Source organism: Pedobacter sp. GW822-FHT03F06 (assembly GCF_058801365.1).
Genome location: NZ_JBXANE010000002.1, coordinates 37,563 through 62,845, shown reverse-complemented (window position 1 = coordinate 62,845; position 25,283 = coordinate 37,563). Strand labels below are relative to the sequence as shown.

Below are 25,283 nucleotides of genomic sequence, written 5' to 3'. Positions count from 1 at the left end.
TTTCTTAGAATATGGAGATGGCAAAAACGAAGCTGCTGATTGTTACACACGAGATGTCGCCTTTCCTCGAGCTTACTAAAATTTCTGAAATCACGCGCCAATTACCACAAGCAATGCAAGAAAAAGGATTCGAAATCCGCATCTTGATGCCTAAATTTGGTAATATCAACGAAAGAAGAAATCGTTTACACGAAGTAATCCGCTTATCGGGAATGAACATCATAATTGATGACAACGATAATCCTTTAATCATTAAAGTAGCCTCCATCCCAGCTGCACGCATGCAGGTTTATTTCTTAGACAACGAAGAATATTTCCAACGCAAACAAGTATTTAGAGATGCAAGCGGGAAATTCTTCGACGACAATGATGAACGCACCATTTTCTTTTGCAAAGGCGCATTGGAAACCGTTAAAAAATTAGGCTGGGCACCAGATATCGTTCACTGTCATGGCTGGATGAGTGCATTAGTTCCTGCCTATATCAAAACAACTTATAAAAACGATCCTACTTTTAAGAATTCTAAAGTGGTATATTCTGTTTATGAGGATGGCTTTACAGAGAAATTAAATGCTAATTTCGCGAATAAAGCAGTGATGGCAAATATGACGGAGGATGATACTAAAGCATTCTTACCATCTGATTGCGACAGCATGCACATTGGTGCGATAACACACTCTGATGCAGTAGTTTTAGCAGATGAAAACCTAAATAAAGATGTGTTAAAATTTGTTAAAGATTCCAATAAGCCAACATTAGCTTTTAACTTAACCGAGAATTTCGAAAACTTCTATACTTTTTATGAAGAAATTTCGAATGACGAACTGGTTTCACTTGCTTAATTAAGGTATTATTATTTTAAATATGAAATTTACAAAACAAGACTTATTAACCCTGTTGATAGGTCTTTTTCTTTTTGCATCGTGCAAAAACCCTGATGGTGTTGGTTTAGATGTTGATCCGAACGCTGCAATCACCGGAACGCTGGTGGTATCGCAAGTTAAGTCTCAACTTGTAGAAGAAGATCCTGCCAATACCTATGGATTAAACCGTTATCCATTGGGATACATGACAGACCCTACCTTCGGAAAAACGGAGGCAGCTTTAGCATTAACGGTTTATCCAATTGTTAATACCGATTTCGGTACGTCCCCAGTATTAGATTCTGCTGTTTTGGTATTAAAATTAGATACAACATCTACACTAACAAAATTTTACGGCGATACCACCAATTCTAAATACAGCATTGATGTTTATCAGTTAGCCAATAAGGTTACAACTTATAAAAGCTCCGATGTACAAGCGATTAATAACACGCTTTTAGGCAATTTTACAGGCAAACTGGCACCGAATACTAAAAGGAAAATATCTATTATTGTTCCAGGCAAAGCTGACACCTTAAAAACTGTACCGGCACAGATCAGAATTCCTTTAAACAAGGCATTTATACAAAGTGCTATATTAAACCTGGGTACTGCAGGAACAGCAACAGATGCTAAGTTTATAGAATCGTTTAAAGGTTTGTATGCACAGATCAATAAAACATCTTCTACAGGTGTTGGAGGCATTGCATTCTTTAACTTTTCGGGAACAGACTCTTACCTGCAGCTGGTCTGGAAAAAAACGAACTCATCAAACGGCATAGATACTACCAGTGTAAATTTCCCTATTGGTAAGATGGTTACAAATCCTGCGCAAACTGCAAATGTAATTTCTGGTGTAGCAGCTAATATTAAACATGATTATACAGGCACAGAAGTGAAAACACAAATTGATGCCCCTAATCCAACTACTCCATATAGTGTTACTTACTTACAAGGCTTGGCCGGTGTAAAAACAAAGCTAACTTTCCCAGAATTGACAAGCTTTAAAAATACGTACGGGAAAGCAATTATCAATAAGGCAGAATTAGTTGTAGAGATTGGTGAAAATGCACCGGCATACCCTTTTAATGCCGCTCAACGCCTTTCTTTATATCGTTGGGATATTGCACATCAACCAGCCGATATACCTGATTATACAACATTCACTAATAGTGCCTCTGGTGGTGCAGCACTTTTTGGCGGTTATTTCGATTCGTTAAAGAAACGCTACATCTTTATCATAACCAGTTACGTTCAGAATTTGATTGATAAAAACATCGAAGACGAGGGTACATTCCTGGCCCCTACATCATATACCGATTTCCAGAGAACATCTACTGCTACATCTGCAGAAAGATCTATTATAGGTGCAACCAGCTCAACTGCAAACAAGATAAAGTTAAATATTTACTACACTAAAATCAATTAACTATTTTAGTGTTGAATAAGAAACTCCTGTCAGCAAAACTGGCAGGAGTTTTTTTTATCATTATTTTAAGGTTACGGAATAAAAGCACATAAAAAAAGCTACCTCTCATCAGGTAGCTTTTTTATGCATTTTAACCTTTAATTAAAATGGAAGATCTCCATTTTCATCAGATGGGCCAATTGTAAATTCATCTTCAATTTTAGTTTCAGAACTTTGATGTGTTGGTGTAGTTGGACTTTGCTCGAAATCGCTTTTTCTGCCCAACATGGTAAAGTTTTCGGCCACAATTTCTGTTACATATTTTTTAACCTTTTCTTTGTCTTCAAAGGATCTTGTTCTTAATTTGCCCTCTATGTAGACTAGTTTGCCTTTCTGAAGGTATTTGGAAGCAACTTCTGCTAAGCCACGCCATAACACAATATTATGCCACTCCGTTTGTTCTACTCTTTTACCGTCTTTGTTGTATGTTTCCGAGGTAGCTAATGGAAAACTGGCTACCGTTACGCCACCGTCTAAATGTCGCACTTCAGGGTCTTTGCCTAAATGGCCTACTAAAATAACTTTGTTAATCCCAGACATAAATATTTTTGGTTAGTTGTTTCGTTTTCTAAATGCGCACCGGACAAGATGGTTAGTTACTCCATTTTGTCGTTATAAAAATATTCCAGAACAAAATCATGGATTACTTTTGGCTGCGGTAACTCATCTAATTTACCTAAAGAAACCCAATTAAGTTCCTTTTGTTTATTAAAGTTAAATATATAATTTTTTAATGCAAAAAATTGTACGTGGATTATTTGGTGTGTTAATATGTGCTTTTTGGCGCTTATAAATGTAAAATCGGCCTTATTTCCGAATACAGATTGTACCTGATCGATGAATAACGAATCGCTCCACTCGCATTCTTCTGTGGTTTCCATGCTAGGGAAATCATATAAATGCTGCCATATATCACCTGCTTGTCTTTCCCTGATCAATACTTTTTCATCTTCAAAACAAACAAAATAATTAATATACCGGTGCTTTTGTTCGGCTTTGCGAATTTTAACCGGCAGCACATTAACCTGGTTATGACTAAAAGCATAACAGCTCTGATTAAGCGGACAAACGCTACAATTGGGCGATTTTGGCTTGCACTGCATGGCCCCAAACTCCATAATAGCCTGGTTATATAACGCAGGATCTTCTTTATATAGCAAATCATTTGCCAACGCATAAAACTCTTTTTTGCCGGCAGGGCTATTTATTGGCGTAGCTAAACCATAGAACCTGGAGAGTACCCGAAATACGTTCCCGTCTACTACGGCCCGTGCTTCTCCAGACGAAAATGAGGAAATGGCAGCAGCTGTATATTCGCCAATTCCTTTTAATTTTATGAGCTCATCATGCAGGTTTGGGAAGATTCCACCGTAATCTTTCACCACAATTTGAGCGGTTGCATGCATATTCCTGCCCCTCGAATAATAACCCAGTCCTTGCCAAAGCTTCAAAACTTTGGCTTCGGTAGCATTGGCAAAATCGGCAACTGTAGGAAAATTCTCCAAAAACTTATTAAAGTACGGAAGCCCTTGTTCTACTCTTGTTTGTTGTAATATAACCTCTGATAACCAGATGGTATAGGCATCATTGGTATGCCTCCAGGGCAAATCTCTCTTGTTTATCAGGTACCAATTGATGAGTTCATTTTGAAATGTCATTACTGCAAATTACGGTCTATTTATCCGATTAAAAAAAAACTTGCAATTGCCTGATAAGTCTAGTGATAAAAAAATCATCTTTTATTTCCCTATCTCATTAAAAAGCAATACTTTTGCAACCCCAAAACAGTAGTAATATTAAAACATAATATATAATAAATAATAAAATATGACTAAGGCAGATATTATTTCAGAAATATCAACAAAAACCGGAATTGAGAAGGTTGATGTACAGGAAACAGTTGAGGCATTTTTCAAGGTTATCAAAACCAGCATGATTGGCGGTGAAAATGTATACGTTAGAGGCTTCGGAAGCTTTGTTGTTAAAAAGAGAGCGCAAAAAACTGCGAGAAATATCTCAAAAAACACTGCAATAATTATCCCAGAACACTTCGTTCCTAGCTTTAAACCAGCAAAAGTATTTGTTGACAAAGTGAAAAGCAATTCAAAAAAAATTAACGTAGAAGCCTAAGTCTTATATATGAATAGCAACATCAGATCAAAACAAACCATTGTTATTGGAGCGATTGTATTGCTTGTTGCATTCTTATTTACAAGAGACATTAAGGGTTTGGTTAAACCAACGGAAGAAAATGGAAAAATGCCTTCAAGTGGCCCAGTGGCCGGAGCAGCTTCTCCATCAACTACATCGGTACTAAACCTCGAAACTTCGTCTACTGCTGCAAAGAATGTAATCAACAAGAATTTGGCTACAGATATTACAGTTTTAGAAAAAAGCTACAAAGGCGCAAATGGTGCAGAGAAGATTGAACTTGCTAAACAACTGGCTCAGAAATGGGATGATGTTGAGCAAATTACTCCATCTGCACTATATTTAGAAGTTGTGGCCGAAGGCGAACCATCATCAAAATCGTGGTTAGCTGCCGGTAATCAATTTATAAAAGCTTTTGAAAGCACACAAGATAGCATAGCGCAGCCTGCTTTATTGCAGAAAGCCAACGCGTCTTACAAAAATGCATTAGAGAAAGACTCTACAAACATTGAAGCTAAAACAGGCTTAGGTGTAACGATAGTAAACGGCTTAGGCGCACCAATGCAAGGTATTGCAATGTTGCTAGAAGTTGTTGCTAAAGAACCTAAAAATGTAAAGGCTAATATGAATTTAGGATTGTTCTCCATAAAATCAGGTCAGTTTGATAAAGCAATTCCTCGTTTTAACACCGTAATTGCCACTGCTCCGACCCCTGAAGCCTATTTTTATTTAGGAACAGCTTTAGAAAATTTAGGCAGAAATAAAGAAGCAGTAAATGCTTACCTATCAAGCAAAAAATTAGCGGCTAACCCAACCTTATCTTCATTCATTGATAAGAAGGTGGCTGAACTAAAGAATAAAAATTAATTAACAGATTAATAAAAACATTTAAAACTTAAAACTATGCCAAGCGGTAAAAAAAGAAAGAGACATAAAATGGCTACCCACAAACGTAAAAAACGTTTAAGAAAAAACAGACATAAGAAAAAATAGTTTCTTATTTGATACAGCCAGTTAAACCTCATAGTAAACACTATGAGGTTTAAACAATTTATATGATTTTTTTATTGTATATCTTTTTGGCTACATCACTGTTTTTATTTACTATCCATTTGTTAATAGGCGAAAGCCTTAAATCTGTAGCTGTTGGTAAAAGAATTAATTATCAATTCGACTCCTGCCGGAGTTACCATAGCGTTGATTGAAGACAAACAACTTGTTGAGCTTCACAAAGAACAAATCAATATTAACTACGCTGTAGGCGATATTTATTTAGGCCGCATTAAAAAAATTATGCCTGGTCTGAACGCTGCTTTCGTGGATGTTGGTTATGAAAAAGATGCTTTTTTGCATTACTTTGATTTGGGCCCTCAGGTGCAATCTTTAATTAAGCTAACGAAGATCAAGCGTAATGGCTCGGTTACAGGCACATTATTAGATAATTTAAAGCTAGAAGCCGATATTAATAAGGCTGGCAAAATTTCTGATGTGCTCAGTAAAAACATGCTCCTACCTGTACAAATTGCCAAAGAGCCAATTTCTACAAAGGGACCGCGTTTAAGTTCCGACATTTCGATTGCCGGCAGGTATGTGGTACTGGTGCCATTCTCCAATACCATATCTGTATCAAAAAAAATTAAAAGTAATACCGAACGTAATCGTTTAAAAAAGATTATCGAAAGTATTAAACCTCAAAATTTTGGGGTCATTATCAGGACCGTTTCTGAAGGCAGAGGGGTTGCCGAAATGCAAAAAGATCTTTTAGATTTAATTGCTAAATGGGAAAACTTCATTAAAAAAATGCCCTCTACCGAACCATCAAAAAGAGTTTGGGGAGAAATGGACAGATCATCAACGTTAATCCGTGATATTCTGAACCCTGATTTTACAAACGTTTACGTGAGTACGCCAGAGCTGTACGATGATATCCGTTCTTATGTTCATGATATTTCTCCTGAAATGGAAAAGATCGTTAAACTATACAAACAGAAAGAACCTATCTTCGATCATTTTGGTGTAGAAAAGCAGATTAAAAACGCTTTCGGAAAAACAGTAAACTTACCAGGCGGTGCTTACCTTGTTGTAGAGCACACTGAAGCACTCCACGTGATAGACGTGAACAGTGGAAACCGTACTGCCAGTAAAGAGAATCAAGAAGAGAATGCTTTACAGGTAAACAAAGAGGCGGCCAAAGAAATTGCCCGTCAATTGCGCTTGCGCGATATGGGCGGTATTGTGGTAATCGATTTTATCGATATGCACAAACCAACAAACCGTAAAATGCTATTCGATTATTTGCGTGAGCTGATGTTATTGGACAGAGCCAAACACACTATTTTGCCTCCAAGCAAATTTGGTTTGGTACAGATTACCAGACAACGTGTTCGTCCGGAAATGAATATTGTTACGGTAGAAAAATGCCCGGCCTGCGATGGGACCGGAGAAATTAAAGCGAGTATCGTTTTAATGGATGATATTGAGAACAACCTTAATTATATTTTAAGAGAGCAGAATGAAAAGGGCGTAACCCTTTGCGTACACCCATACATCGAAGCTTATATTACAAAAGGCATTTTCAACCTTCAACGCCGCTGGTTCTTTAAATACGGCCAATGGATTAAAGTTAAGGCACAATCATCCTATCACTTAACCGAGTTTCACTTCATCTCCGCAAAAGATGAAGAGATTAAATTATAACTCAAAACACATTTAACAGAAAGCCTGGATTTTTTAAATCCAGGCTTTTCTTGTTTAAGCATATTTCAAACCTACAATATTAATTAAGCGACTCACTAAGTTGCACTCGGATGGTTAAGACAGTGACTATTTTTTTTGGAAAAGCGGGGTTCGGCACATTTTGGTTACAACAGTCCTGCTATCCCTCCAAGTTCTCACTCATTCTTCGCTCCGGGCTTTCCGTTCTATCAGGTTTATCAACAATGGCGCTGCATTTCATAGTGATGTTTCAAACCTCACAGGTTTTGAAAACCTGCGAGGTTTGATGTAAAATTAATTGTTCAAAAAAATAAAAACACTTTCAATCCTGAAAGGTTAAATTCGTAATCTAAAATTTTAATCAATTGGCAAAATCAAAAAGTGCATTCTTCTGTCAGAGCTGTGGCTACGAATCGGCAAAATGGTTGGGTAAATGTCCGTCATGTAACCAATGGAATACCTTTGTGGAAGAAATTGTAGAAAAAAGCTCCGCTTCTGTTCCAACGTGGAAAAGCGATACTACTAGCCGCAAATTAAGCAAACCAAGCAAGGTTGATGAAATACAATCGTCAACAGAACGGAGAATATTAACTGGCGATAAAGAATTAGACCGCGTTTTAGGTGGTGGATTGGTAGAAGGATCGCTCGTGCTCATTGGCGGTGAACCGGGTATCGGAAAATCGACCTTGATGTTGCAACTGGCATTAAATTTAAAAGGCAAAAAACTGCTCTATATCTCCGGTGAAGAAAGCGAACAGCAGATTAAAATGCGGGCAGAAAGGATTCAGGAAAGCCCCTCATCCAACTGTTACATTTTAACAGAAACATCTACACAGAATATATTTAAACAGATCGAAATTCTGGAACCTGAAATTTTAGTTGTAGATTCTATTCAGACTTTGCACTCCGCTCATATCGATTCAACACCAGGCAGTGTATCGCAGGTAAGGGAATGTACTGCTGAACTATTGCGTTTTGCAAAAGAAACCGGCGTACCTGTTTTCCTTATAGGCCACATCACCAAAGATGGTGCCATTGCAGGACCTAAAATACTAGAGCACATGGTTGATACAGTTTTGCAGTTCGAAGGCGATAGGCACCACGTTTATCGCATCCTAAGATCCATTAAAAACCGGTTTGGTGCAGCAGCAGAACTTGGGATCTACGAAATGCAAGGCAGTGGTTTAAGAGAGGTTTCCAATCCTTCGGAGATTTTGTTATCACAGCGAGACGAAGAGCTGAGCGGAATCGCCATCGCCGCAACCTTAGAAGGCGCGAGGCCAATGTTGATTGAAACACAGGCTTTAGTGAGTTCGGCAGCTTATGGAACCCCACAACGTTCAGCAACAGGCTTCGATACCAAAAGGATGAATATGCTCTTAGCTGTTTTAGAAAAACGCTGTGGCTTTAGGTTAAGTACACAAGATGTTTTCTTAAATATTGCCGGCGGAATCAGAGTAGAAGACCCTGCAATTGACCTGGCCGTATTAATTGCCATTATATCATCGCATCAGGATATTGCCGTTTCTTCAAAAAACTGTTTCGCCGCAGAAGTAGGCCTGTCAGGAGAAATTAGGGCGGTAAACAGAATCGAACAACGTATTGCCGAAGCAGACAAATTGGGTTTCGAAACGATTTACATCTCTAAATACAACTTGAAAGGAATTGCTATAGACAAATACAACCTTGAGATTAAAGCAGTAAGTAAAATAGAAGAAGTTTTCAGTCTTGTTTTTGGATAATAAAGGTGGGGAAACAGCTCAACAAATTTCCACATAAAGAAGATAATATTCTACATTCCTACAACATCGCTGAATATTAACAAGTCAAAAAAAAAGACAATAACTATCTGTATATAAATACATTAACTACATCCAAAACAAAAATTAAACTTTTGGATTCTAGTTTGCCTATAACCAATTAATGTACATCATAAAATGTGATTTACAATTATAGGGATGATTTTCCCCGCTAATGGATGTTAGCGGGGATTTTTTGTTTTCATTATTAATGAAAAATTTTAAATAACTTTGATTAGATCATTAACCGGATAATTATAAAATCATGAAAAAAATCATTCTAAGCATAAGCTTTTGCCTATTTGCGGCATTTTCATTCGCTCAAACCGCATATACTGGTCAAAAATTCGGAGAAGAAGTTAAACCTGGAGATGTAAAACCAGCTGCAAAGATGGAAGCTGCCATGGGGGATAAAAAAATTGCCGACATGAAAATCGAAGGCAAGGTGGTAGATGTGTGCAAAAAAAAGGGCTGTTGGATGACTTTAGAAATGCCCAATGGCGATCCAATGCGGGTAACTTTTAAAGATTATGCCTTCTTTATGCCGATGGATATTGTTGGCAAGAAAGTAGTTTTGGATGGATTAGCAAAGAAACAAACCATCTCGGTAGAAACTTTACGCCACTATGCAGAAGATGCTAAAAAATCTCCTGAAGAAGTAGCCAAAATTACCGATCCTAAAAAGGAGTTGGCTTTCGAAGCTAAGGGCGTAGTGATTTTGGATAAATAATTAATCTCCAATAGTTAGTCATCACTCTGAACTCATTTCAGAGTCTTAATAGCGGCAAAGAAAGATGCTGAAATAAATTCAGCATGACGATATTATAAATAATAAACCCCGATGCAGATGCTGCATCGGGGTTTATATTTTTATGGACGATGATCTTAGATTACCCAGTTCCAACCAAATTCATCAGGCGCTAAACCGTAACGGATATCGTTTAATTTTTTAGCAATGCCATTAGAAATATGTCTTGTAGATGGGTCGGTCAATTTATAGATCTGACCATTGTAGCCCATTTCGCCTACATGTGTTACCGTAGCTGCCGTTCCTGCGGCAAAAGCCTCGGTTAAACTCCCGTTTTCAATTCCTTCGATCACTTCTTTAACAGAAACCCTACGTTCTTCAACTTCTACTCCGGCATTTTTAGCCAGTTTAATAATGGTATCACGCGTTACACCATCCAAAACCGTGCTGCGCACCGATGGTGTAACCAATTTGCCATTAATTACAAAAAGTAAGTTGGCAGTTCCGGCTTCTTCAATAAACTCATGCGTTACTGAATCTGTCCAGATCAATTGATCATAACCTTCTTTTTTTGCTTGCTCGAAAGGATATAACGAACGCGCATAATTTCCAGCAGTTTTGGCAAAGCCTACACCACCTTCGTCTGCACGTGTAAATTCAGTTTCGATTTTAACTTTTAACGCGCTACTGTAATAAGGACCAGTTGGGGTGGTTAACAAAGCAAATTTATAGGTATCAGATGCCTTAACACCCAAGTAAGGGTCCATTGCAAACATTACCGGACGGATGTATAAAGCATAATCTTCTTGATTAGGCACCCACTTCTCATCAATATTGATTAATGCGGCCAAACCCTGCATAAAAATTTCTTCAGGAATACCCGGCATCGACATTCTTGCCGCCGATTTGTTAAAACGTTCGAAGTTTTTATCGGCACGGAATACACTTATTTTACCATCTGGTTGACGGTAAGCCTTTAATCCTTCAAAAATTGCCTGTCCATAATGAAGCGCAGAAATTGCTGGGCTCATCGGAATTGGGCCATATGGAAGAATCTGTAAGTTTTTCCATTCGCCATCTTCATAGTCGGCAGTAAACATGTGATCGGTAAAAACCTTACCGAACGGTAATTGCGAAAAATCAGTAACAGCCAAACGTGTTTGGTCTGCTTTGGTAATTTTTATATCTAATGTCTCGGTCATTGTATTTGAATTTTGAATGGGTGAACGATCGAATGATTGCGTGTTTTACCCGCTCATTCGCTAATTCAATAATTCACTCATCCTGTCATTAATTATTTCGCGCAAATTAAGAAAAAACAGGCTTTTTTAATAGCTTTTTGCAATATTAATCTTTGTTTTTGAGTGTTTTAAGTACACTAAGCACCCAGCCTTTACCCCACTCTTCCATTTGCTCACTGGTCCATAAGAACGGATAAAAGATTCTCTTCTGAAAACGCGGAGGCAGATACTTTTGCCAGTTGGTTCCACCTGTTGCAGCAATATCAACCGGATCTTTCTCTAAATAACGTACAGCCGATTTGTAGTGCGATAAAGGCCATTCGACATTTACATACAAATCCAGTTTGCGCAATTCCTCTGCAAGGGCAGAAACATCGGCTCCATTCGTTTGCAATTGATGGTATAAAGCTGAAAAATTGGTTAAAGTGCGATCTTTGGCCAGCTGTAGAAACTGAGCGGCATACTTTTTAATAAATTGCTTTAAGGTTAATGTTTGTTTACCCGAAGCCAGTTCGGTTGCACCGAATTTCCAGTAAATATTTTCGAATTGTTCTTCTATAGTTGCATTACTTAACTCTTCACGTCTGCTTTTATCTACCAATCGGATAAAATCTGTAGCACAGATCTCGATCATCCGGTACTGGCCCGATTGGAATCCACTGGCAGGCAATAACGACATGCGGAATTTCAGGAACTGCTCTTTCTCCATACCATCAACCATCACTTCGAAAGAAGTAGTTAAGGCATTGAAATAAGCGTTGATCCGTTTTACGCGTGCAGTAAAAAATTCGACAGTTAAATTTTCATGCTCAGCAATCTGCCTGCATTCGTGCAGTGCAAGCTTAAAATAAAGTTCCGTGATCTGGTGGTACATGATGAAAATCTCTTCATCCGGAATTGGTGTTTTAGGATTCTGTAAGCTCAGCAAAGTATCCAAATGAATGTAGTCCCAATAGGTTAAGAAATCGGCATACAAAAGTCCATCAAGATACGATGCCATATCTTGCCCCATTGCCGTATACTTTTCCTGCAGTTGATGTAGTTTGTCTTTTATTTCGGGTGTAAAATCCATGGTTTAAAGTTAGCTGCACAAAGGTGATAAAGATTTTGCAACAAATAACTAAATTTTATACATTTGGGACAATGGCGATGGAGTACCGCCAAAACCGCCCAAACAGGCTGATGACTCCTACGATTTTTATTTAAAATTGAATTCAAATGCCTGTTAAAAAACTAACAGAAGGATTTCTTCTGTCTATTAAACATTTTATTGAACTCGACTTCGGATTACTCTTCATTAGCACTTTAAAGTGGTTATTGATTTCTGCAATATTGGGTGGGATTATTGGCTCTGCCTCTGCCCTGTTTTTAGAAACTTTAAACTGGGCAACCAGTTACCGTGAACAACACCTTTGGATTATTGGATTTTTACCAATCGCTGGTATACTCATTGGCCTGGCATACCATTATTGGGGTGCAGCCGTTGTAAAGGGTAACAACCTCTTAATTGAAGAATTACAATCGCCCAAAAATGTGATTCCGCTGATCATGGCGCCACTCATTTTTGCAGGCACGATTATTACCCACTTATTTGGCGGATCGGCTGGAAGAGAGGGTACAGCTGTGCAAATTGGAGGAGCCTTTGCCGACCAGTTTACGAAACTGTTTAAACTTAAAGCCAGAGATCGAAAAGTGATCCTCATCTGCGGGATCGGTGCTGGTTTTGCGGCTGTTTTCGGAACGCCTTTAGCAGGTGCCGTATTCGGATTGGAGGTTTTCGTTATTGGAAGTTTAACCTACAGTTCAATCCTTCCTTCATTTATTACCGCAGTTATTGCCGATTATGCCTGCAAGGCCTGGGGTGTTGGCCATACCCATTATTCCATTTCTCTGGTACCGGAAATGAATTCGATAAATTTACTGTTATCCTTAGGTGCCGGAATATTGTTTGGACTGGTGGCGAGATCTTTTTCGGCCTTAAACCATGGCTTATCAAGTCTTTTCAGTAAAATTAAATACCCACCATTAAGGCCATTTATTGGTGGATTAGTTTTAATAGGCATTATTTACCTGATCGGGAATACACGATATATCGGTCTGGGTATTCCGGTTATTTCAGCATCCTTTGTTCAACAAGAAGCCTACTATACATTTGCGATCAAATTATTTTTAACTGCATTTACCTTGAGTGCAGGCTTTAAGGGTGGCGAGGTTACTCCACTTTTCTTTATTGGGGCTACACTCGGTAGTTTTTTGAGTTTCTTTATCCCCTTACCTCTTGGCCTGCTGGCAGGAATGGGCTTTGTAGCTGTTTTCGCAGGGGCTGCAAACACCCCTTTAGCTTGTATTTTTATGGGTGTAGAGCTATTTGGTACCTCATCTGGAATTTATATCGCCTTAGCCTGTGTTACTGCTTACTTATTTTCAGGCCATACAGGAATTTATCGGTCGCAAACGATAGGTGCCCCCAAACATTTGCTATTGAAGCGGCATCAGTTTTTGAGGTAAGGAACTTTGACAACCTTCTCAGCAAAATGCCCGAAGGTTGTCAAAGTTTATCGAATTGGTTTTGATACCCTTCGAGTGCTATGCAAAAGAAGGTTGTCAAAGCTCATCAAACAATATAACCTCATGGATATCGGAGTGAAATTTTAAATATTCTGCTTTCCCGCCAAACCAGTCCAATACTTCTTGTTTCTTTAGTTTGGTATCGGTTTCCAGTAAAATCCGATTATATGAACTCCATTTCCACTCTCTGAAATCATAAATAAGGTTATGTTTTTGAGGATTTGCATGAATATAATAAATGAGTCTGCTTAAATAGAACTCATCATTTATCTTGGCGCGCTTAAATGGTGTCTGAAATAATGTGCCTATTCTTTTATGCTGAATATTAAATGCTAGCGCATAGGATTGAAAAAATATTCTGAATTGCTTGCTCAAAATATCATGAATGGATAAATTATTGGCATTCGGATCTTTTAAATCTTCTTTAACACGAATTAGTAAATGAAAATGATTTCCTAATAAACAATATGCATATACATCTAAAACACCAGAAAGGTGTTGGTCAAATTTCTTGAGAAAAAACTTATAATTAGCATCCGACTTGAAAAGTGGTTGACTATCGATAGATCGGTTATAAATATGATAGAATTTTCCTTCTTCAAATTTAGTATAGTAATGTTCGGTTTTTGCCATAAGAATATTGCATAAGCCAATATACCGAAAAAACAGAAACCTTTACAGAAATAGCTTTGACAAGCTTTTCGTAAAACGCATATAAAGGTTGTCAAAGCCTTCGATCGACTACTATTAAACAACACCCTAACTTTATTGCATGCCCGATCTCTTTAAGCGATTTAACAGTTGCTTATACAATATACCGAAAGACAGAAATCTTTATAGAATAGCTTTGACAACCTAATGAACATATAGCCTATTAAGGTTGTCAAAGCGTTCTATAAGCATGACGATACTGATTAATACAATACCCTAAACTTTATCGTTTGCTCGATCTTTTTTAATGATTTAAACAATTGTTTATCATACTGTGCATTGATATCGGTAATGGCATAGCCAATCTCAGGATTGGTCATTAAAAACTGGCTCACAATATTGATATCGTGTTTGGCAAAAACAGTATTGATTTTCGCCATGATACCCGGAACGTTTTTGTGAATGTGAATCAAGCGGTGGGATTTATCAATTTTTGGCAGTTGTAAATTAGGGAAATTGCTGCTCAGATAAGTTGCCCCGGTATTCATAAAATCTGCAACCCGTTTTGGAATAAAATCGATATTACGCGGATTGTTTTTCGGATCATCAAAAACCACAATACCTAGTTTGGTGCAAAGATTAAGATCTACCTTATTCTTGGCATTTCCCAAATATCCGATGGTTTTAAGTTTAGCAGCATTTTTTAACTGTTCTGCATTTATTTTTTCACCATCACCTAAAAGAATAATTCCCACATCCTTTACATATTTATCTTCAAAAGAAGTTTTATGCCTGATCGATAAACCATCATTTTTAAGGATGGAAATCGTTAAGGGATCAACTTCACCAATTACCAGGCAAAGGATTCTGTTTTTAGGATAAGAAATTGCACGCGGCAGATCGTTTACATACAAAAACTCGTCGAAGCTTGGGGTTACATGGTCAGCTTTCGAAACAATGCTTTCGCGCGCTATATTCTCGGTAAATGCAAAAAACTTATTGATGATACCGCTTTCGCGCAACTGGAAATCAGAATATCCATCACCAATACCGAATAGTTCGCCTTCGAGCTTTAAATGCTGAAGCAATTTTACTTTACCACCTTCTTCACTTAAAGGATTGGCATGGTCGTAATCTATAATTTTACCATCGCCTGTGGTTACAAAGGTATTGGCATAAATATTTTCCTTTTTAATGTGGTACTGGCTTACTACAGGGGTAATAAACTCTTTAAATCCTCCAGATACAATTAAAACTTCATCGGCATGTTTCTTAAAAAAATCGGCATTACGTGAAAAAGAAGTTGATACTTTCTTTTTTAAATGTTTGATGAGTTGTTTTAAATGATCTTCATTTGCTTCAAGTAGTTTAACACGTTGAGCTAAACTTTCGGAAAAGGAGAGTTTTCCTTCCATGGCAAAATTGGTATAATCTTCAATTTTTTGGAAAATCGCCTCTTTATCTGGGTGGTTCTTCAGCGAAATTCGGGCAAGTTCATCAAGTGCTTCTACCTGTGTAAAGGTACTATCAAAATCGATGATGTAATAAGCTTTCTGTTTGGGCATTATCTTAAATGTTGGGTAATTTCTTTTATGCTTTTGGCAACTGGCTTAAAGGTAATACCTGTTTCCGTTTTTATTTTATTGTTATTGTAATAACTTAAGGTTAAACTGCTCTTTGCAGCATCTTTAGTGATGGAAGGCTGTTTACCAGTGAATATGGATGCAAATTTTAGCGCTCTCCAGGCTATTCCGAGCATCCATGGTTTTGCTTCTCTTTTTGGTGCTTTAACGGCAAAACCCTGTGCAATTTCGCTGAACAGATCTTTATAATGATAATCATCGGCAGAAATAATATATCGTTCTCCCGAAACTTCCGCATCCATTAACAGGATCATCGCTTTGGCTACATCTTCAACATCTACAAAACCCGAAGCACCGTCGGTATAAAAGGGGAAACCACCTTTTACCAATTTAAAAATTGCTCCACTTCCTTCAAAGCCCGCATTTTTACCGATAATTACCGATGGGTTAACAATAATAGCCTCTAAACCTTCAGTAATGCCCCGCCAAACTTCCATCTCACCCTCGTATTTCGATAAACCATAGGCGTGTGCTTTGGCATCATATTCCCAAAAGTCTTTTTCAGTAATTTTATTGCCCTTTTTAGCATTTCCTAACGCAGCAACTGAGCTTACATGCAATAAACGGCAGTTATTTTCGGCACAAAGATTTACAATGTTCGAGGTTCCTTCTATGTTTACGTGAAAAAGTTGTTTTTTATCTTTTGGGTTAAAGGATACAAAAGCTGCGCAATGATAAACTTTGGTAATCCCGATAAAGGCATCTTCCAATGCAGAAGGTTCGTTTATATCAGCCTCAAACCATTCGATAAGTGGGATATTTTGGATTAGCAAAGGGATTTTAGATTGCTCCCGCCTCAAGGCCCGAACAGCTAAGCCCCTATCGGTTAACTGCTTAATTAATTCAGATCCTAAAAATCCAGTTCCTCCGGTTACCAGTATCATTTTATTTTTTTCGAGCTATATGTGGAAATACGCATTCAAAAATAGATATTTGAGCCGAGAGTTTTAAATATATGTCATTAACGGATTTCTTTTCCCCTATAAACCCCGATAGTTTTACACCCAAACAAGGATTTTTTACAAGTCAGCTGGGGTTAAAAGCGCAGATTTACACCGAATCATTCCCCGATTTTGAGGAGCATACCTACGATTTGGCCATTTTTGGGGTACTTGATGGAAGAGGCGCCGTTAATAATGAAGGTTCTGCCCTGGCACCAGATTATTTTAGAGAGAAATTTTATAAACTCAACGAGGGTGCTTTTAATAGCAGAATTGTAGATTTAGGCAATATTAAACACGGCGCAACCATTGCCGATACTTACATTGCCATCAAGATGGTGGTTTCGGAACTGATTAAAAAGGACATTATTCCGATCATTATTGGTGGCGGACAAGACTTAACTTATGGCCAATACCTGGGTTATGAAGATTTAGAGCAAAAAGTAGATCTGGTAGTTATAGATAACCAATTTGACATTGGCGATGACGACAATGAAGGAATTGCTACCCGATCGGACTGTTACCTGAACAAAATTTTCCTGCACCAGCCCAATTACCTTTTTAATTTTAGCAATGTGGGTTATCAAACTTATTTTGTAAACCAAGAGAGTTTGAGCGTAATGGATAAATTGTATTTTGATGTACACCGTTTGGGCGAGTTTGCCCAGGATATTACCTTAACCGAGCCCATTATCCGCAATGCAAACATGATTAGCTTTGATATAGGCGCTATCCGTTCTGCAGATGCTGCAGCAAATGCGAATACCACGCCAAATGGTTTTGATGGCGAAGAGGCATGTCGTATTGCCCGTTATGCTGGTATGAATGATAAGTTAACCTCAATTGGTTTTTACGAGTTTAATCCGGCATATGACAATAACGGACAAACTGCTTTCTTACTTGCTCAAATGGTTTGGTATTTTGTGGATGGATTTTACGCCCGTAAAAAGGATTTCCCACTTACTCCGAAATCACAATTTATGATCTATAGAACCAGTTTAAAAGATGGTTCGGGAGAGATGATGTTTGTGAAAAGCAAAAAATCAGACCGCTGGTGGATGCAGGTCCCTTACCCTTCGGGACAATCTAAAAACGAGCGTTACCATCTGGTGCCTTGCAGATATGATGATTACCAGACTGCTGTTAATGGTGAAATGCCCGATTTATGGTGGAGAACCTACCAAAAGTTAAATTAAAAAACTGCGCCAATAAATAGCATTATAATTTTACACAGGTATTTACGTTTTAGCGGTACAGATTTCTATATTTGGATGGAATTAAACTAACCTCATGAAACCATCATGATTTTCAAAATCACAAAGTAAAATCAATAAATCATGATAGCTTTATCACCAATGAAAAATATTATACAGATGAAAAAAATATTATTATCTGCAATGGCATTATTGCCCCTTGCAGCTTTGGCACAGAAGCCATTTACTGTTACAGGTTATATTAAAGGCCTGAAAGATGGCGATAAGATATACTTGATTTACCGTGCAGACGATAAATCAGTAACAGATTCAGTAACTGTTGACAAAGGTACTTTTATATTTAGAGGTACTTTAGTGGATCCAGCTGCCGGAAACCTATTTCTTAACAAAAACCCCTACGTTAACCGTCCGGCAAAAGGCGAGGTACTTGATTATACCTCCCTTTTTCTTGAATCTGCTGACATCAAGATAATCGGTACCGATTCGATCAAAACTGCAGCTATTACTGGTTCGGTAATTAATGATGACAATAAAAAATTAAAAGCATTAACTAAGCCTGTTGATGATGAAATTAACTCGATAAACAGCGAATATGCTAAGCTAACTCCTGAGCAGCAAAAAGACCCTAAATTAAGGGAAGCAGCCATGGAGCGTTACAATAAAGCTACCGAAGCCTTAACCCCAATTTTATTAACTTACGCTGGTAACAACCCTAAATCGTATATCAGCTTAACAGCGCTTAGCCAATTGGCTGCAGATCCTGATCAGGCAACAGCAGCAGAAAAAGCTTTTGTTACATTATCGCCAGAATTGAAGGCAACTACAACAGGTAAAAAAATTGCTCAAATATTCGATGCTGGAAGAAAGACCGCTGTAGGTGCCATGGCTATGGACTTTACACAAGTTGATACCGCAGGTAAACCTGTTAAATTATCCGATTTTAAAGGTAAATATGTACTGGTAGATTTTTGGGCTTCATGGTGTGGCCCATGCCGTCAGGAAAACCCAAATGTGGTAACAGCTTACAACAAATTTAAAGATAAAGGCTTTACTGTTTTAGGCGTTTCTTTAGATGGAGGAAATACCAGAACAACTAAAGCAGCCTGGCAAAAAGCCATTGAGGCCGACAAGTTAACATGGACACATGTATCAGACTTAAAAGGCTGGAGCAATGAAGTGGCTCAAATGTATGGTATTCAATCTATTCCAGCTAATTTCTTAATTGACCCAACAGGCAAAATTATTGCAAAAGGTTTAAGAGAACAAGCTTTACAAGATAAACTTCAGGAATTATTGGGAAGTAAATCGAAATAAAAAACATGTAAACAAAGAAAGCCCCAATCGAAATTGGGGCTTTCTTTGTTTACACGAAAACGTATTATGCAGATTTTAAGAAATCCAATACATTAATAAAGTAATTTTCAAGTCCTTCGTAAGGATCTTCTCCTGGAATCCAAGATGCAAATTTCCAGTATTCCCAATCCGCATTTTCGATTATGGGTGGGATTAGAAGAAAATATTGCTCTTCTCCTAAGCCAGCAACAATAATGCTTCTGGCCAGTTTAACTGCTACCTCAAGCAACTCATCATTTTCTGTCCAAATCTCAATCAGCTGTGGATCAACATCTTTTAGAAATGCTACATCACTTATTCTGGAAAACGATGGATCAACGTGTTCATTTGGCGTAGTAAATCCATTTGTAATCAATAGAAATTCTTTATAATCCGTTGGAAGCGTTACGCCCAATCTTACTTCAGCTTCTTGTATTTCGGCTAAGGTGGCAGGTTGATTACCTAGCCATTTTGTTTCGGTCTGCTCGGTTGTAAAACTAAACTCTCCTTGTTTAATTGCGGTTTCGGAAATCTTCTTAAGTATTTTTTTCAACTTATATTCTTTTAAATTAAGTCAAAACCGATATCTTCTCTGAAATATTTGCCATCGAAATAAATTCTACCAGCATCAGCAGTTGCCGATTGTAAAGCGGTAAACAAATCTTTTTGCAAACTGGTAATCGCAATTACCCTTCCTCCATTAGTTTTTACCACATCATTTTCTAACAATGTTCCGGCATGGAATGCATTAGAATGGCGCAAGTTTTCAATTCCGGTAATGGCTTTACCCTTCAGGTAATCGCCAGGGTAACCACCTGCCACAATCATTACAGTAGCAGCTGTTTGCTCAGAAATAACCAAACTCACCTGGTTTAGTTGTTTGTTGGCCGTAGCTAAAAACAGTTCTACCAAATCGTTTTCAACTCTAGGGATTACACTTTCTGTTTCAGGATCGCCCATACGCGCATTGTACTCAATTACAAATGGCTCTTCTCCTACTTTTATCAGTCCGAAGAAGATGAAACCGGTATAATCGATATTATCTTTCTTTAAACCATCAACCGTTGGCTTAATAATCCGCTCTTCTACTTTAGCCAAAAATTCTGGTGTGGCAAAAGGGACGGGCGAAACTGAGCCCATACCACCAGTATTTAAACCGGTATCGCCCTGGCCAATCCGTTTATAATCTTTAGCCGAAGGCAACGTGATGTAATTTTCACCATCAGTTAAAATAAATACCGAAAGTTCTATCCCGCTTAAAAATTCTTCAATTACTACGGTTGCTCCGGCTACACCAAATTTACCGCCAAGCATCAGTTTTAATTCTTCCTGAGCCTCAATGGTTTCGGTACAGATTAACACACCTTTACCTGCTGCCAAACCATCGGCCTTTAAAACAACCGGTAAAGCATGGTTTTGCAGATAAGCCAAGCCATCTTCTAAAGTTTCGGGCGTGAAAGATTTTGAAGCCGCGGTAGGAATACCGTGACGCTCCATAAACTGTTTAGAGAAATCTTTACTTCCTTCCAAAATAGCACCTTCTTTTTTAGGTCCGATAACCGGAATGTGTGCAATGGCTTTGTCTGCAAGGAAAAAATCGTGAATACCATTTACCAAAGGTTCTTCCGGGCCTACTACAACGAGTTCGATGTTTTCGGTAAGCACTACTTTTTTAATGGCATCAAAATCGTTTACATTGATGTTGATGTTTGTACCGTAAGCTCCCGTACCACCGTTACCTGGAGCAATAATTAGTTTATCGCAGTGCGAAGACTGGCTCATTTTCCAAGCGAATGCGCTTTCTCTGCCGCCTGACCCTAAAAGTAAGATATTCATATCGGCAAAGATAATATTTTACCATCAAGTAGCCCAGTATGAAGTAGTAAGACTTTATGATAAAGCACTTTTGCGTTAAACAGCTCCGTATTTAAAAAATATAAAGAGAAATACAGAGCTAAAATATGCCCAAAAAATAGAAAACATGGCATGGACGGTGGTTTCGAATAACTTACCTTTCCACAAATCCTTAGCGTAAACAAAAAACTGAATAAAGAATCTTGTCGTCCAAAACAGACCAAAACCGAGCGATATTTTTCGCCCAAGATCGGTTTGTATTAATTCGTTTGACGAGGTTAAACAGAGTAAGCCCATTAGAAATACGGTAAGCGCAATAAAAAACGTATGTACCAGCATCATTTGTCTGTTTATTAAACTCAGCGATTTAAGTTCACTTTCCCAATTAAAGTATCTTGGAAAAATAATGTGAATAAGTGCCAATGCGACCAGAAGAGCACCAACTATTAACAAGTGTATTTGCATTTAACTAGGGGCAACAATTAAAAATAGACATAAATGGTGTGAATTTCGTTTCAGAAAAAGAAGAAAAACCTGCAGCTTTAAATGCTCTTCGCCAAACTCCCCGTGAGAAAAAATGCGTAAAACCAATAGAGAAAGCCATAAAATTGGGTAAATCGCGTAAATGCTCTACCATAATTACCTGTCCTGTTGGTTTACATAACCTATAACATTCCTTTAAGAAAACGATCTTCTCTTGTTGCGATCTTATTTCATGTGCGGCCGACAAAAGGAATATCATATCAACGGACTTATCGGCTAAAGGAATAAAATCTGTATTTATTTGCGCTGTATCAGGAAACATTAAACTTACTTTTCTTGCCCTGACTATAGCCTGCTCTGTATGCTTCGCAGGATTATAAAAATCGAAGGCCTTTAAAGTTGCTTGCGGAAAATGACTTTTAAGAATGAAGCTTGTTTCATCAAAACCCGCATTAATATTTAAGATTAAATCTGGGTTGGAATTAGAAATACTAGCTTTTTTTAGCCAATCGAAATGATAATACCCAGAAAAGTCGTAAACATATGCAGAAACTATTAAGGGCATTAAAAGACCATAAAGAAAAGCTAAAGCGGTTAACCAAAATAGGGCAATAGGCCATGGCATTACCATTTGACTAATTATCACTAACAATAAAGCACTAAGACCAAATATGTAAAAATGCCTGTTAAAGCTTAAAATGTTTAACACACCCTGAAATTTTCTTCTTTTTACTTCCATTTTTCAATTTTTCCTCTTTTCCAATAATAAGGGATGTTTTGAATATCAAAGGCATTTGCTAAAATCAGTCCATTTAGATTCAATGAATTTAAAAATCCAAAGTTATAACTGGCAATTTTTATTGGCGTTGGCTGCCAGTTTTGCCTAACCCCCTCTATAATTAAAACTTCTTTGTTTTTTTCGTTGTACGTAAATGTAAAGGGTAAAGGCCCGGCAAATCTTCTGGCTTCTTTCCAATCGGCAAATGGCGAATGTTCGGGCAATGGAACTTCCTGATCTATTTTATCGATTACGATTTTAAAATCAGAATTGGTTGAAGTAATTTCCTTTTTATTTCCGTTGTCAATTAGCGATATATCTGTTGTGGTATAATTGTAATGGGTAAAAATATTGCCCATAAATTCCATTTTCTTTTTATTTGTTTCTGATTTTAAAATATACAGCCCGCGAAGGCTTTTCCCTGCTTTGTTCGTATAACGCACAAATACGCGATAACCAATAAGAAAAAAATCGTTACCCATAAATTTAGGAAAGCCTTTTGGTCGCAAATTTTTCGTTTGAACCATCGCGATAGCAATGAAAGCCCATTCATTTTTAAAGGTATCAAGGGATAAGCACGCTGGAATAAGGTGTTCTAATTCTGTTTTTGGAACAGAAAACGTTAATACGAGTGAGTTTTCAAAAAATGCATCGACTGCAAATGGGTGGTTTTTCAGAAATGAGAACATGATGCCTGTTGCGTTGTTTTTTTGTTAAAATAAAACCCATTGATAAACACAACTATAATAAATATAAATGCAAAGAGCGAATTGAATTTCCCCCAAAGCAATAGATCTGGTACAAGTATAAATTCTATGGTATTCATTGTAGCAACTATTACAATCTGAACAACAGCATTTAGCTTAGTTTTGAAACTACTCAAAATCCAGATTGCCATCACAATCTCTGATATTCCGATAAAAACGGTAAAGTAATGGCTATGGGTGGGCGTTAAAATTCTGGCAACGATCTGTTCGTGGCGAGGTACAAGACCTAACAATTTGCAAAACAATCCGTTTGCAAGCCAAACCAATGCAATAAACCAGGTAAGTATTCTTTGTGGCAATACTTGATTGTTGCGATTGATCACATTTACCATATCGCTTTATTTCGCGCTTCTTGTCATTTGTTCGAGCATATCCCACATTTCGTTCGGGATTGCTTCCAAGCCATTCATCTGGCCTGCTCCCTGCAACCATTCGCCTCCATCAATGGTAATTACTTCGCCATTAATGTATCCGGAGAAATCGCTCACCAGAAATGCAGCTAAATTGGCGAGTTCCTGATGATCGCCAACTCTTTTCAAAGGTACACGGTTTTTGAAATCGAATTTTTTGGCTAAATCGCCGGGCAATAAACGCTCCCATGCACCCTTGGTTGGGAATGGACCAGGGGCAATCGCATTGGTACGGATACCGTATTTACCCCACTCAACGGCCAAAGACCTTGTAAGTGCTAAAACGCCGCCTTTTGCACAGGCCGAAGGCACAACATAAGCTGAGCCTGTAAAAGCGTAAGTGGTAATTATATTTAAAACTGTTGCCGCTTGTTTTTCCTTAATCCAGTGTTTGCCAAAGGTAAGTGTGCAGTTAACTGTCCCTTTTAAAACAATATCGATAATGGATGAAAATGCATTGGCTGATAACCGTTCGGTTGGCGAGATGAAATTACCCGCAGCGTTGTTTAATAATACATCAACTGAACCAAATCTTTCTAAAGTTTTGGCCAATACGTTTTCCACCTGTGCTACTTCTCTAACATCACAGGCAACTGCCAATACTTTGCCGCCTGTTTTTTCTTCCATTTCATCGGCAGTTTTTTGCAATACATCCTGTTTTCTGCTTGTGATTACGAGGTTGGCTCCTAATTTCAAGAAATATACGCCCATTGCTTTCCCCAAACCCGTTCCACCGCCTGTAATCACAATGGTTTTTCCTTTTAAAGCGTCTTCTCTGAGCATTGGTGCATTATAACTGAACATAGTATATTGGTTAACTGGTTAATTGTTGTAATTGGCTAACTGTAGCATTGGTTAATTCCTAGCTGAAAACCAACAACTGCAAACTGATTACTTTCTCTGCAGGTTAGCTAAAATTGTTTTTAAAATATGACGTGTTGCGGGCGACCACCATTGTGCTAACATTTTTTCTAAAGTAGCCGATTGATCTGCAGTTACAGCAGCAATTAATTCCTCACGGATACTTAACTTACTTTGCGACCAGGTATTGCTTTCGAGCTCCATATATTTCTTAATCTTGCGCTCGGCAGCAGTTAACAAACTTTCATTTCTCACCAATTCATCAACCAAACCAACTTTTAAAGCTTCTTCGGGGCTGTAAAGTTTACCAGAAAGCAAACTACGGCTGGCTTCGGCTTTTCCTATCCAAAACGCATACAATTGAAAAATACTATTCGGCACAATAATGCCTACCGGCACCTCATTAAGGCCAATAATGTACGGTCCTTCGGCCATTACCCGGTAATCGCAGGCTAATGCCATTACGCATCCGCCAGCTGGGCTATGGCCACTAATTGCCGCCACCATTGGTTTTTTAAACGAAACCATATTGGCCGTAAAACCCAAAAATAGCTGCCAGAAAGATTTAGCCTCTTCTTCGTTATAGTTATAAAGTTCTACCAAATCCAATCCCGCAGAAAAGAAAGGTGCTGTTCCGGTTAAAATTACACCGCCAATGTTGTCATCTGCGGTAATATTTTTAAGCATATCGCCCAACTCGGTAATCAACTCACGGTTTAAGGCATTCGATTTTCCCCTATCTAACGTGATGGTTGCCAGGCGATCTTTAACACTTACTTTTATTGTATTCATATTT

Annotated in this window: 25 protein-coding genes and 1 riboswitch; of the genes, 10 read left to right on the top strand and 15 right to left on the bottom strand. The window is 38.0% G+C overall.

Annotated elements, in window-relative coordinates:
• Window positions 1-17: 17 nt before the first annotated feature.
• Window positions 18-842 (top strand): glycogen/starch synthase, encoded by an 825-nt coding sequence (locus AC1RJ8_RS02815; RefSeq protein ID WP_426327147.1) that lies wholly within the window; start codon window positions 18-20, stop codon window positions 840-842.
• Window positions 843-864: 22 nt separating this feature from the next.
• Window positions 865-2,292: a DUF4270 domain-containing protein gene (locus AC1RJ8_RS02810; protein ID WP_492952434.1), complete on the top strand. Its 1,428-nt coding sequence runs from the start codon at window positions 865-867 to the stop codon at window positions 2,290-2,292.
• Between the two features lie 141 nt (window positions 2,293-2,433).
• On the opposite strand, the gene AC1RJ8_RS02805 is transcribed toward AC1RJ8_RS02810, so the two are convergent.
• Window positions 2,434-2,871: a single-stranded DNA-binding protein gene (locus tag AC1RJ8_RS02805; RefSeq protein WP_131028222.1), complete on the bottom strand. Its 438-nt coding sequence runs from the start codon at window positions 2,869-2,871 to the stop codon at window positions 2,434-2,436.
• 56 nt (window positions 2,872-2,927) lie between these two features.
• The gene (gene mutY, locus AC1RJ8_RS02800; RefSeq protein ID WP_492952433.1) at window positions 2,928-3,989 is read right to left on the bottom strand and encodes an A/G-specific adenine glycosylase; all 1,062 of its coding nucleotides are present in this window, start codon (window positions 3,987-3,989) and stop codon (window positions 2,928-2,930) included.
• Window positions 3,990-4,158: 169 nt separating this feature from the next.
• On the opposite strand from mutY, the gene AC1RJ8_RS02795 reads away from it, so the two are divergent.
• From AC1RJ8_RS02795 to AC1RJ8_RS02775, 5 genes are all read left to right on the top strand, one after another.
• On the top strand, window positions 4,159-4,461 hold the full coding sequence (locus tag AC1RJ8_RS02795) for an HU family DNA-binding protein (protein WP_025143406.1): 303 nt from the start codon (window positions 4,159-4,161) through the stop codon (window positions 4,459-4,461).
• Window positions 4,462-4,470: 9 nt separating this feature from the next.
• Window positions 4,471-5,349: a tetratricopeptide repeat protein gene (locus tag AC1RJ8_RS02790; protein ID WP_492952432.1), complete on the top strand. Its 879-nt coding sequence runs from the start codon at window positions 4,471-4,473 to the stop codon at window positions 5,347-5,349.
• A 279-nt stretch (window positions 5,350-5,628) separates the two neighbouring features.
• Complete coding sequence (locus AC1RJ8_RS02785; RefSeq protein ID WP_029274483.1) at window positions 5,629-7,179, top strand: Rne/Rng family ribonuclease; 1,551 nt, start codon at window positions 5,629-5,631, stop codon at window positions 7,177-7,179.
• Window positions 7,180-7,562: 383 nt separating this feature from the next.
• On the top strand, window positions 7,563-8,939 hold the full coding sequence (gene radA, locus AC1RJ8_RS02780; protein ID WP_492952431.1) for a DNA repair protein RadA: 1,377 nt from the start codon (window positions 7,563-7,565) through the stop codon (window positions 8,937-8,939).
• A gap of 322 nt (window positions 8,940-9,261) precedes the next feature.
• The gene (locus AC1RJ8_RS02775; protein WP_492952430.1) at window positions 9,262-9,726 is read left to right on the top strand and encodes a DUF4920 domain-containing protein; all 465 of its coding nucleotides are present in this window, start codon (window positions 9,262-9,264) and stop codon (window positions 9,724-9,726) included.
• Between the two features lie 155 nt (window positions 9,727-9,881).
• On the opposite strand, the gene AC1RJ8_RS02770 is transcribed toward AC1RJ8_RS02775, so the two are convergent.
• Window positions 9,882-10,946: a branched-chain amino acid aminotransferase gene (locus AC1RJ8_RS02770; RefSeq protein WP_492952429.1), complete on the bottom strand. Its 1,065-nt coding sequence runs from the start codon at window positions 10,944-10,946 to the stop codon at window positions 9,882-9,884.
• Window positions 10,947-11,091: 145 nt separating this feature from the next.
• The gene (locus AC1RJ8_RS02765) at window positions 11,092-12,057 is read right to left on the bottom strand and encodes a tryptophan 2,3-dioxygenase family protein (protein WP_492952428.1); all 966 of its coding nucleotides are present in this window, start codon (window positions 12,055-12,057) and stop codon (window positions 11,092-11,094) included.
• A gap of 64 nt (window positions 12,058-12,121) precedes the next feature.
• A riboswitch (Fluoride riboswitch) is annotated at window positions 12,122-12,184 on the top strand.
• Window positions 12,185-12,203: 19 nt separating this feature from the next.
• On the opposite strand from AC1RJ8_RS02765, the gene AC1RJ8_RS02760 reads away from it, so the two are divergent.
• Window positions 12,204-13,493, top strand: a complete 1,290-nt coding sequence (locus AC1RJ8_RS02760; protein ID WP_492952427.1) for a voltage-gated chloride channel family protein — start codon at window positions 12,204-12,206, stop codon at window positions 13,491-13,493.
• 96 nt (window positions 13,494-13,589) lie between these two features.
• Here the strand turns inward: AC1RJ8_RS02760 and AC1RJ8_RS02755 are convergent, their stop codons facing one another.
• The 3 genes from AC1RJ8_RS02755 to AC1RJ8_RS02745 form a co-directional block, all read right to left on the bottom strand.
• Complete coding sequence (locus AC1RJ8_RS02755; RefSeq protein WP_492952426.1) at window positions 13,590-14,186, bottom strand: transposase; 597 nt, start codon at window positions 14,184-14,186, stop codon at window positions 13,590-13,592.
• A gap of 281 nt (window positions 14,187-14,467) precedes the next feature.
• Window positions 14,468-15,769 (bottom strand): HAD-IB family phosphatase, encoded by a 1,302-nt coding sequence (locus tag AC1RJ8_RS02750; protein ID WP_492952425.1) that lies wholly within the window; start codon window positions 15,767-15,769, stop codon window positions 14,468-14,470.
• The gene (locus tag AC1RJ8_RS02745) at window positions 15,769-16,731 is read right to left on the bottom strand and encodes an NAD-dependent epimerase/dehydratase family protein (RefSeq protein WP_492952424.1); all 963 of its coding nucleotides are present in this window, start codon (window positions 16,729-16,731) and stop codon (window positions 15,769-15,771) included. The genes AC1RJ8_RS02750 and AC1RJ8_RS02745 overlap by 1 nt, the downstream gene beginning before the upstream one ends.
• A 71-nt stretch (window positions 16,732-16,802) precedes the next feature.
• On the opposite strand from AC1RJ8_RS02745, the gene AC1RJ8_RS02740 reads away from it, so the two are divergent.
• Window positions 16,803-17,984: a formimidoylglutamase gene (locus AC1RJ8_RS02740; RefSeq protein WP_492952423.1), complete on the top strand. Its 1,182-nt coding sequence runs from the start codon at window positions 16,803-16,805 to the stop codon at window positions 17,982-17,984.
• 177 nt (window positions 17,985-18,161) lie between these two features.
• Complete coding sequence (locus AC1RJ8_RS02735; protein WP_492952422.1) at window positions 18,162-19,316, top strand: redoxin domain-containing protein; 1,155 nt, start codon at window positions 18,162-18,164, stop codon at window positions 19,314-19,316.
• Between the two features lie 64 nt (window positions 19,317-19,380).
• On the opposite strand, the gene AC1RJ8_RS02730 is transcribed toward AC1RJ8_RS02735, so the two are convergent.
• The 8 genes from AC1RJ8_RS02730 to AC1RJ8_RS02695 form a co-directional block, all read right to left on the bottom strand.
• Window positions 19,381-19,887 carry an SMI1/KNR4 family protein gene (locus AC1RJ8_RS02730; RefSeq protein WP_492952421.1) on the bottom strand — a complete coding sequence of 169 codons (507 nt, stop codon included), beginning with the start codon at window positions 19,885-19,887 and terminating at the stop codon, window positions 19,381-19,383.
• Window positions 19,888-19,898: 11 nt separating this feature from the next.
• Complete coding sequence (gene purD, locus AC1RJ8_RS02725; RefSeq protein WP_492952420.1) at window positions 19,899-21,170, bottom strand: phosphoribosylamine--glycine ligase; 1,272 nt, start codon at window positions 21,168-21,170, stop codon at window positions 19,899-19,901.
• 75 nt (window positions 21,171-21,245) lie between these two features.
• A complete protein-coding gene (locus AC1RJ8_RS02720) occupies window positions 21,246-21,530 on the bottom strand; it encodes a hypothetical protein (protein WP_492952419.1) in 285 nt (94 codons plus the stop codon).
• A gap of 127 nt (window positions 21,531-21,657) precedes the next feature.
• The gene (locus AC1RJ8_RS02715) at window positions 21,658-22,410 is read right to left on the bottom strand and encodes a class I SAM-dependent methyltransferase (protein ID WP_492952418.1); all 753 of its coding nucleotides are present in this window, start codon (window positions 22,408-22,410) and stop codon (window positions 21,658-21,660) included.
• Window positions 22,401-23,138 (bottom strand): DUF2071 domain-containing protein, encoded by a 738-nt coding sequence (locus AC1RJ8_RS02710; protein WP_492952417.1) that lies wholly within the window; start codon window positions 23,136-23,138, stop codon window positions 22,401-22,403. The genes AC1RJ8_RS02715 and AC1RJ8_RS02710 overlap by 10 nt, the downstream gene beginning before the upstream one ends.
• Entirely contained in the window at window positions 23,123-23,548 is a 426-nt protein-coding gene (locus AC1RJ8_RS02705; protein WP_492952416.1) for a DoxX-like family protein, read from the bottom strand. Before AC1RJ8_RS02705 ends, AC1RJ8_RS02710 begins: the two co-directional genes overlap by 16 nt.
• A gap of 6 nt (window positions 23,549-23,554) precedes the next feature.
• Entirely contained in the window at window positions 23,555-24,430 is an 876-nt protein-coding gene (locus AC1RJ8_RS02700; RefSeq protein ID WP_116249187.1) for an SDR family oxidoreductase, read from the bottom strand.
• Between the two features lie 87 nt (window positions 24,431-24,517).
• A complete protein-coding gene (locus AC1RJ8_RS02695; protein WP_492952415.1) occupies window positions 24,518-25,279 on the bottom strand; it encodes an enoyl-CoA hydratase/isomerase family protein in 762 nt (253 codons plus the stop codon).
• Window positions 25,280-25,283: the final 4 nt, after the last annotated feature.

What these genes read in the sequence shown, in the direction of transcription:
- AC1RJ8_RS02700 (WP_116249187.1), bottom strand. Translation starts at nt 24,430, where the DNA reads ATGTTCAGTTATAATGCACCAATGCTCAGAGAAGACGCTTTAAAAGGA.
- AC1RJ8_RS02760 (WP_492952427.1), top strand. Translation starts at nt 12,204, where the DNA reads ATGCCTGTTAAAAAACTAACAGAAGGATTTCTTCTGTCTATTAAACAT.
- AC1RJ8_RS02720 (WP_492952419.1), bottom strand. Translation starts at nt 21,530, where the DNA reads ATGATGCTGGTACATACGTTTTTTATTGCGCTTACCGTATTTCTAATG.
- AC1RJ8_RS02710 (WP_492952417.1), bottom strand. Translation starts at nt 23,138, where the DNA reads ATGTTCTCATTTCTGAAAAACCACCCATTTGCAGTCGATGCATTTTTT.
- AC1RJ8_RS02815 (WP_426327147.1), top strand. Translation starts at nt 18, where the DNA reads ATGGCAAAAACGAAGCTGCTGATTGTTACACACGAGATGTCGCCTTTC.
- AC1RJ8_RS02810 (WP_492952434.1), top strand. Translation starts at nt 865, where the DNA reads ATGAAATTTACAAAACAAGACTTATTAACCCTGTTGATAGGTCTTTTT.
- AC1RJ8_RS02695 (WP_492952415.1), bottom strand. Translation starts at nt 25,279, where the DNA reads ATGAATACAATAAAAGTAAGTGTTAAAGATCGCCTGGCAACCATCACG.
- AC1RJ8_RS02745 (WP_492952424.1), bottom strand. Translation starts at nt 16,731, where the DNA reads ATGATACTGGTAACCGGAGGAACTGGATTTTTAGGATCTGAATTAATT.
- AC1RJ8_RS02775 (WP_492952430.1), top strand. Translation starts at nt 9,262, where the DNA reads ATGAAAAAAATCATTCTAAGCATAAGCTTTTGCCTATTTGCGGCATTT.
- AC1RJ8_RS02765 (WP_492952428.1), bottom strand. Translation starts at nt 12,057, where the DNA reads ATGGATTTTACACCCGAAATAAAAGACAAACTACATCAACTGCAGGAA.
- mutY (WP_492952433.1), bottom strand. Translation starts at nt 3,989, where the DNA reads ATGACATTTCAAAATGAACTCATCAATTGGTACCTGATAAACAAGAGA.
- purD (WP_492952420.1), bottom strand. Translation starts at nt 21,170, where the DNA reads ATGAATATCTTACTTTTAGGGTCAGGCGGCAGAGAAAGCGCATTCGCT.
- AC1RJ8_RS02770 (WP_492952429.1), bottom strand. Translation starts at nt 10,946, where the DNA reads ATGACCGAGACATTAGATATAAAAATTACCAAAGCAGACCAAACACGT.
- AC1RJ8_RS02805 (WP_131028222.1), bottom strand. Translation starts at nt 2,871, where the DNA reads ATGTCTGGGATTAACAAAGTTATTTTAGTAGGCCATTTAGGCAAAGAC.
- AC1RJ8_RS02790 (WP_492952432.1), top strand. Translation starts at nt 4,471, where the DNA reads ATGAATAGCAACATCAGATCAAAACAAACCATTGTTATTGGAGCGATT.
- AC1RJ8_RS02715 (WP_492952418.1), bottom strand. Translation starts at nt 22,410, where the DNA reads ATGGAAGTAAAAAGAAGAAAATTTCAGGGTGTGTTAAACATTTTAAGC.
- AC1RJ8_RS02795 (WP_025143406.1), top strand. Translation starts at nt 4,159, where the DNA reads ATGACTAAGGCAGATATTATTTCAGAAATATCAACAAAAACCGGAATT.
- AC1RJ8_RS02740 (WP_492952423.1), top strand. Translation starts at nt 16,803, where the DNA reads ATGTCATTAACGGATTTCTTTTCCCCTATAAACCCCGATAGTTTTACA.
- AC1RJ8_RS02755 (WP_492952426.1), bottom strand. Translation starts at nt 14,186, where the DNA reads ATGGCAAAAACCGAACATTACTATACTAAATTTGAAGAAGGAAAATTC.
- AC1RJ8_RS02750 (WP_492952425.1), bottom strand. Translation starts at nt 15,769, where the DNA reads ATGCCCAAACAGAAAGCTTATTACATCATCGATTTTGATAGTACCTTT.
- AC1RJ8_RS02705 (WP_492952416.1), bottom strand. Translation starts at nt 23,548, where the DNA reads ATGGTAAATGTGATCAATCGCAACAATCAAGTATTGCCACAAAGAATA.
- AC1RJ8_RS02735 (WP_492952422.1), top strand. Translation starts at nt 18,162, where the DNA reads ATGAAAAAAATATTATTATCTGCAATGGCATTATTGCCCCTTGCAGCT.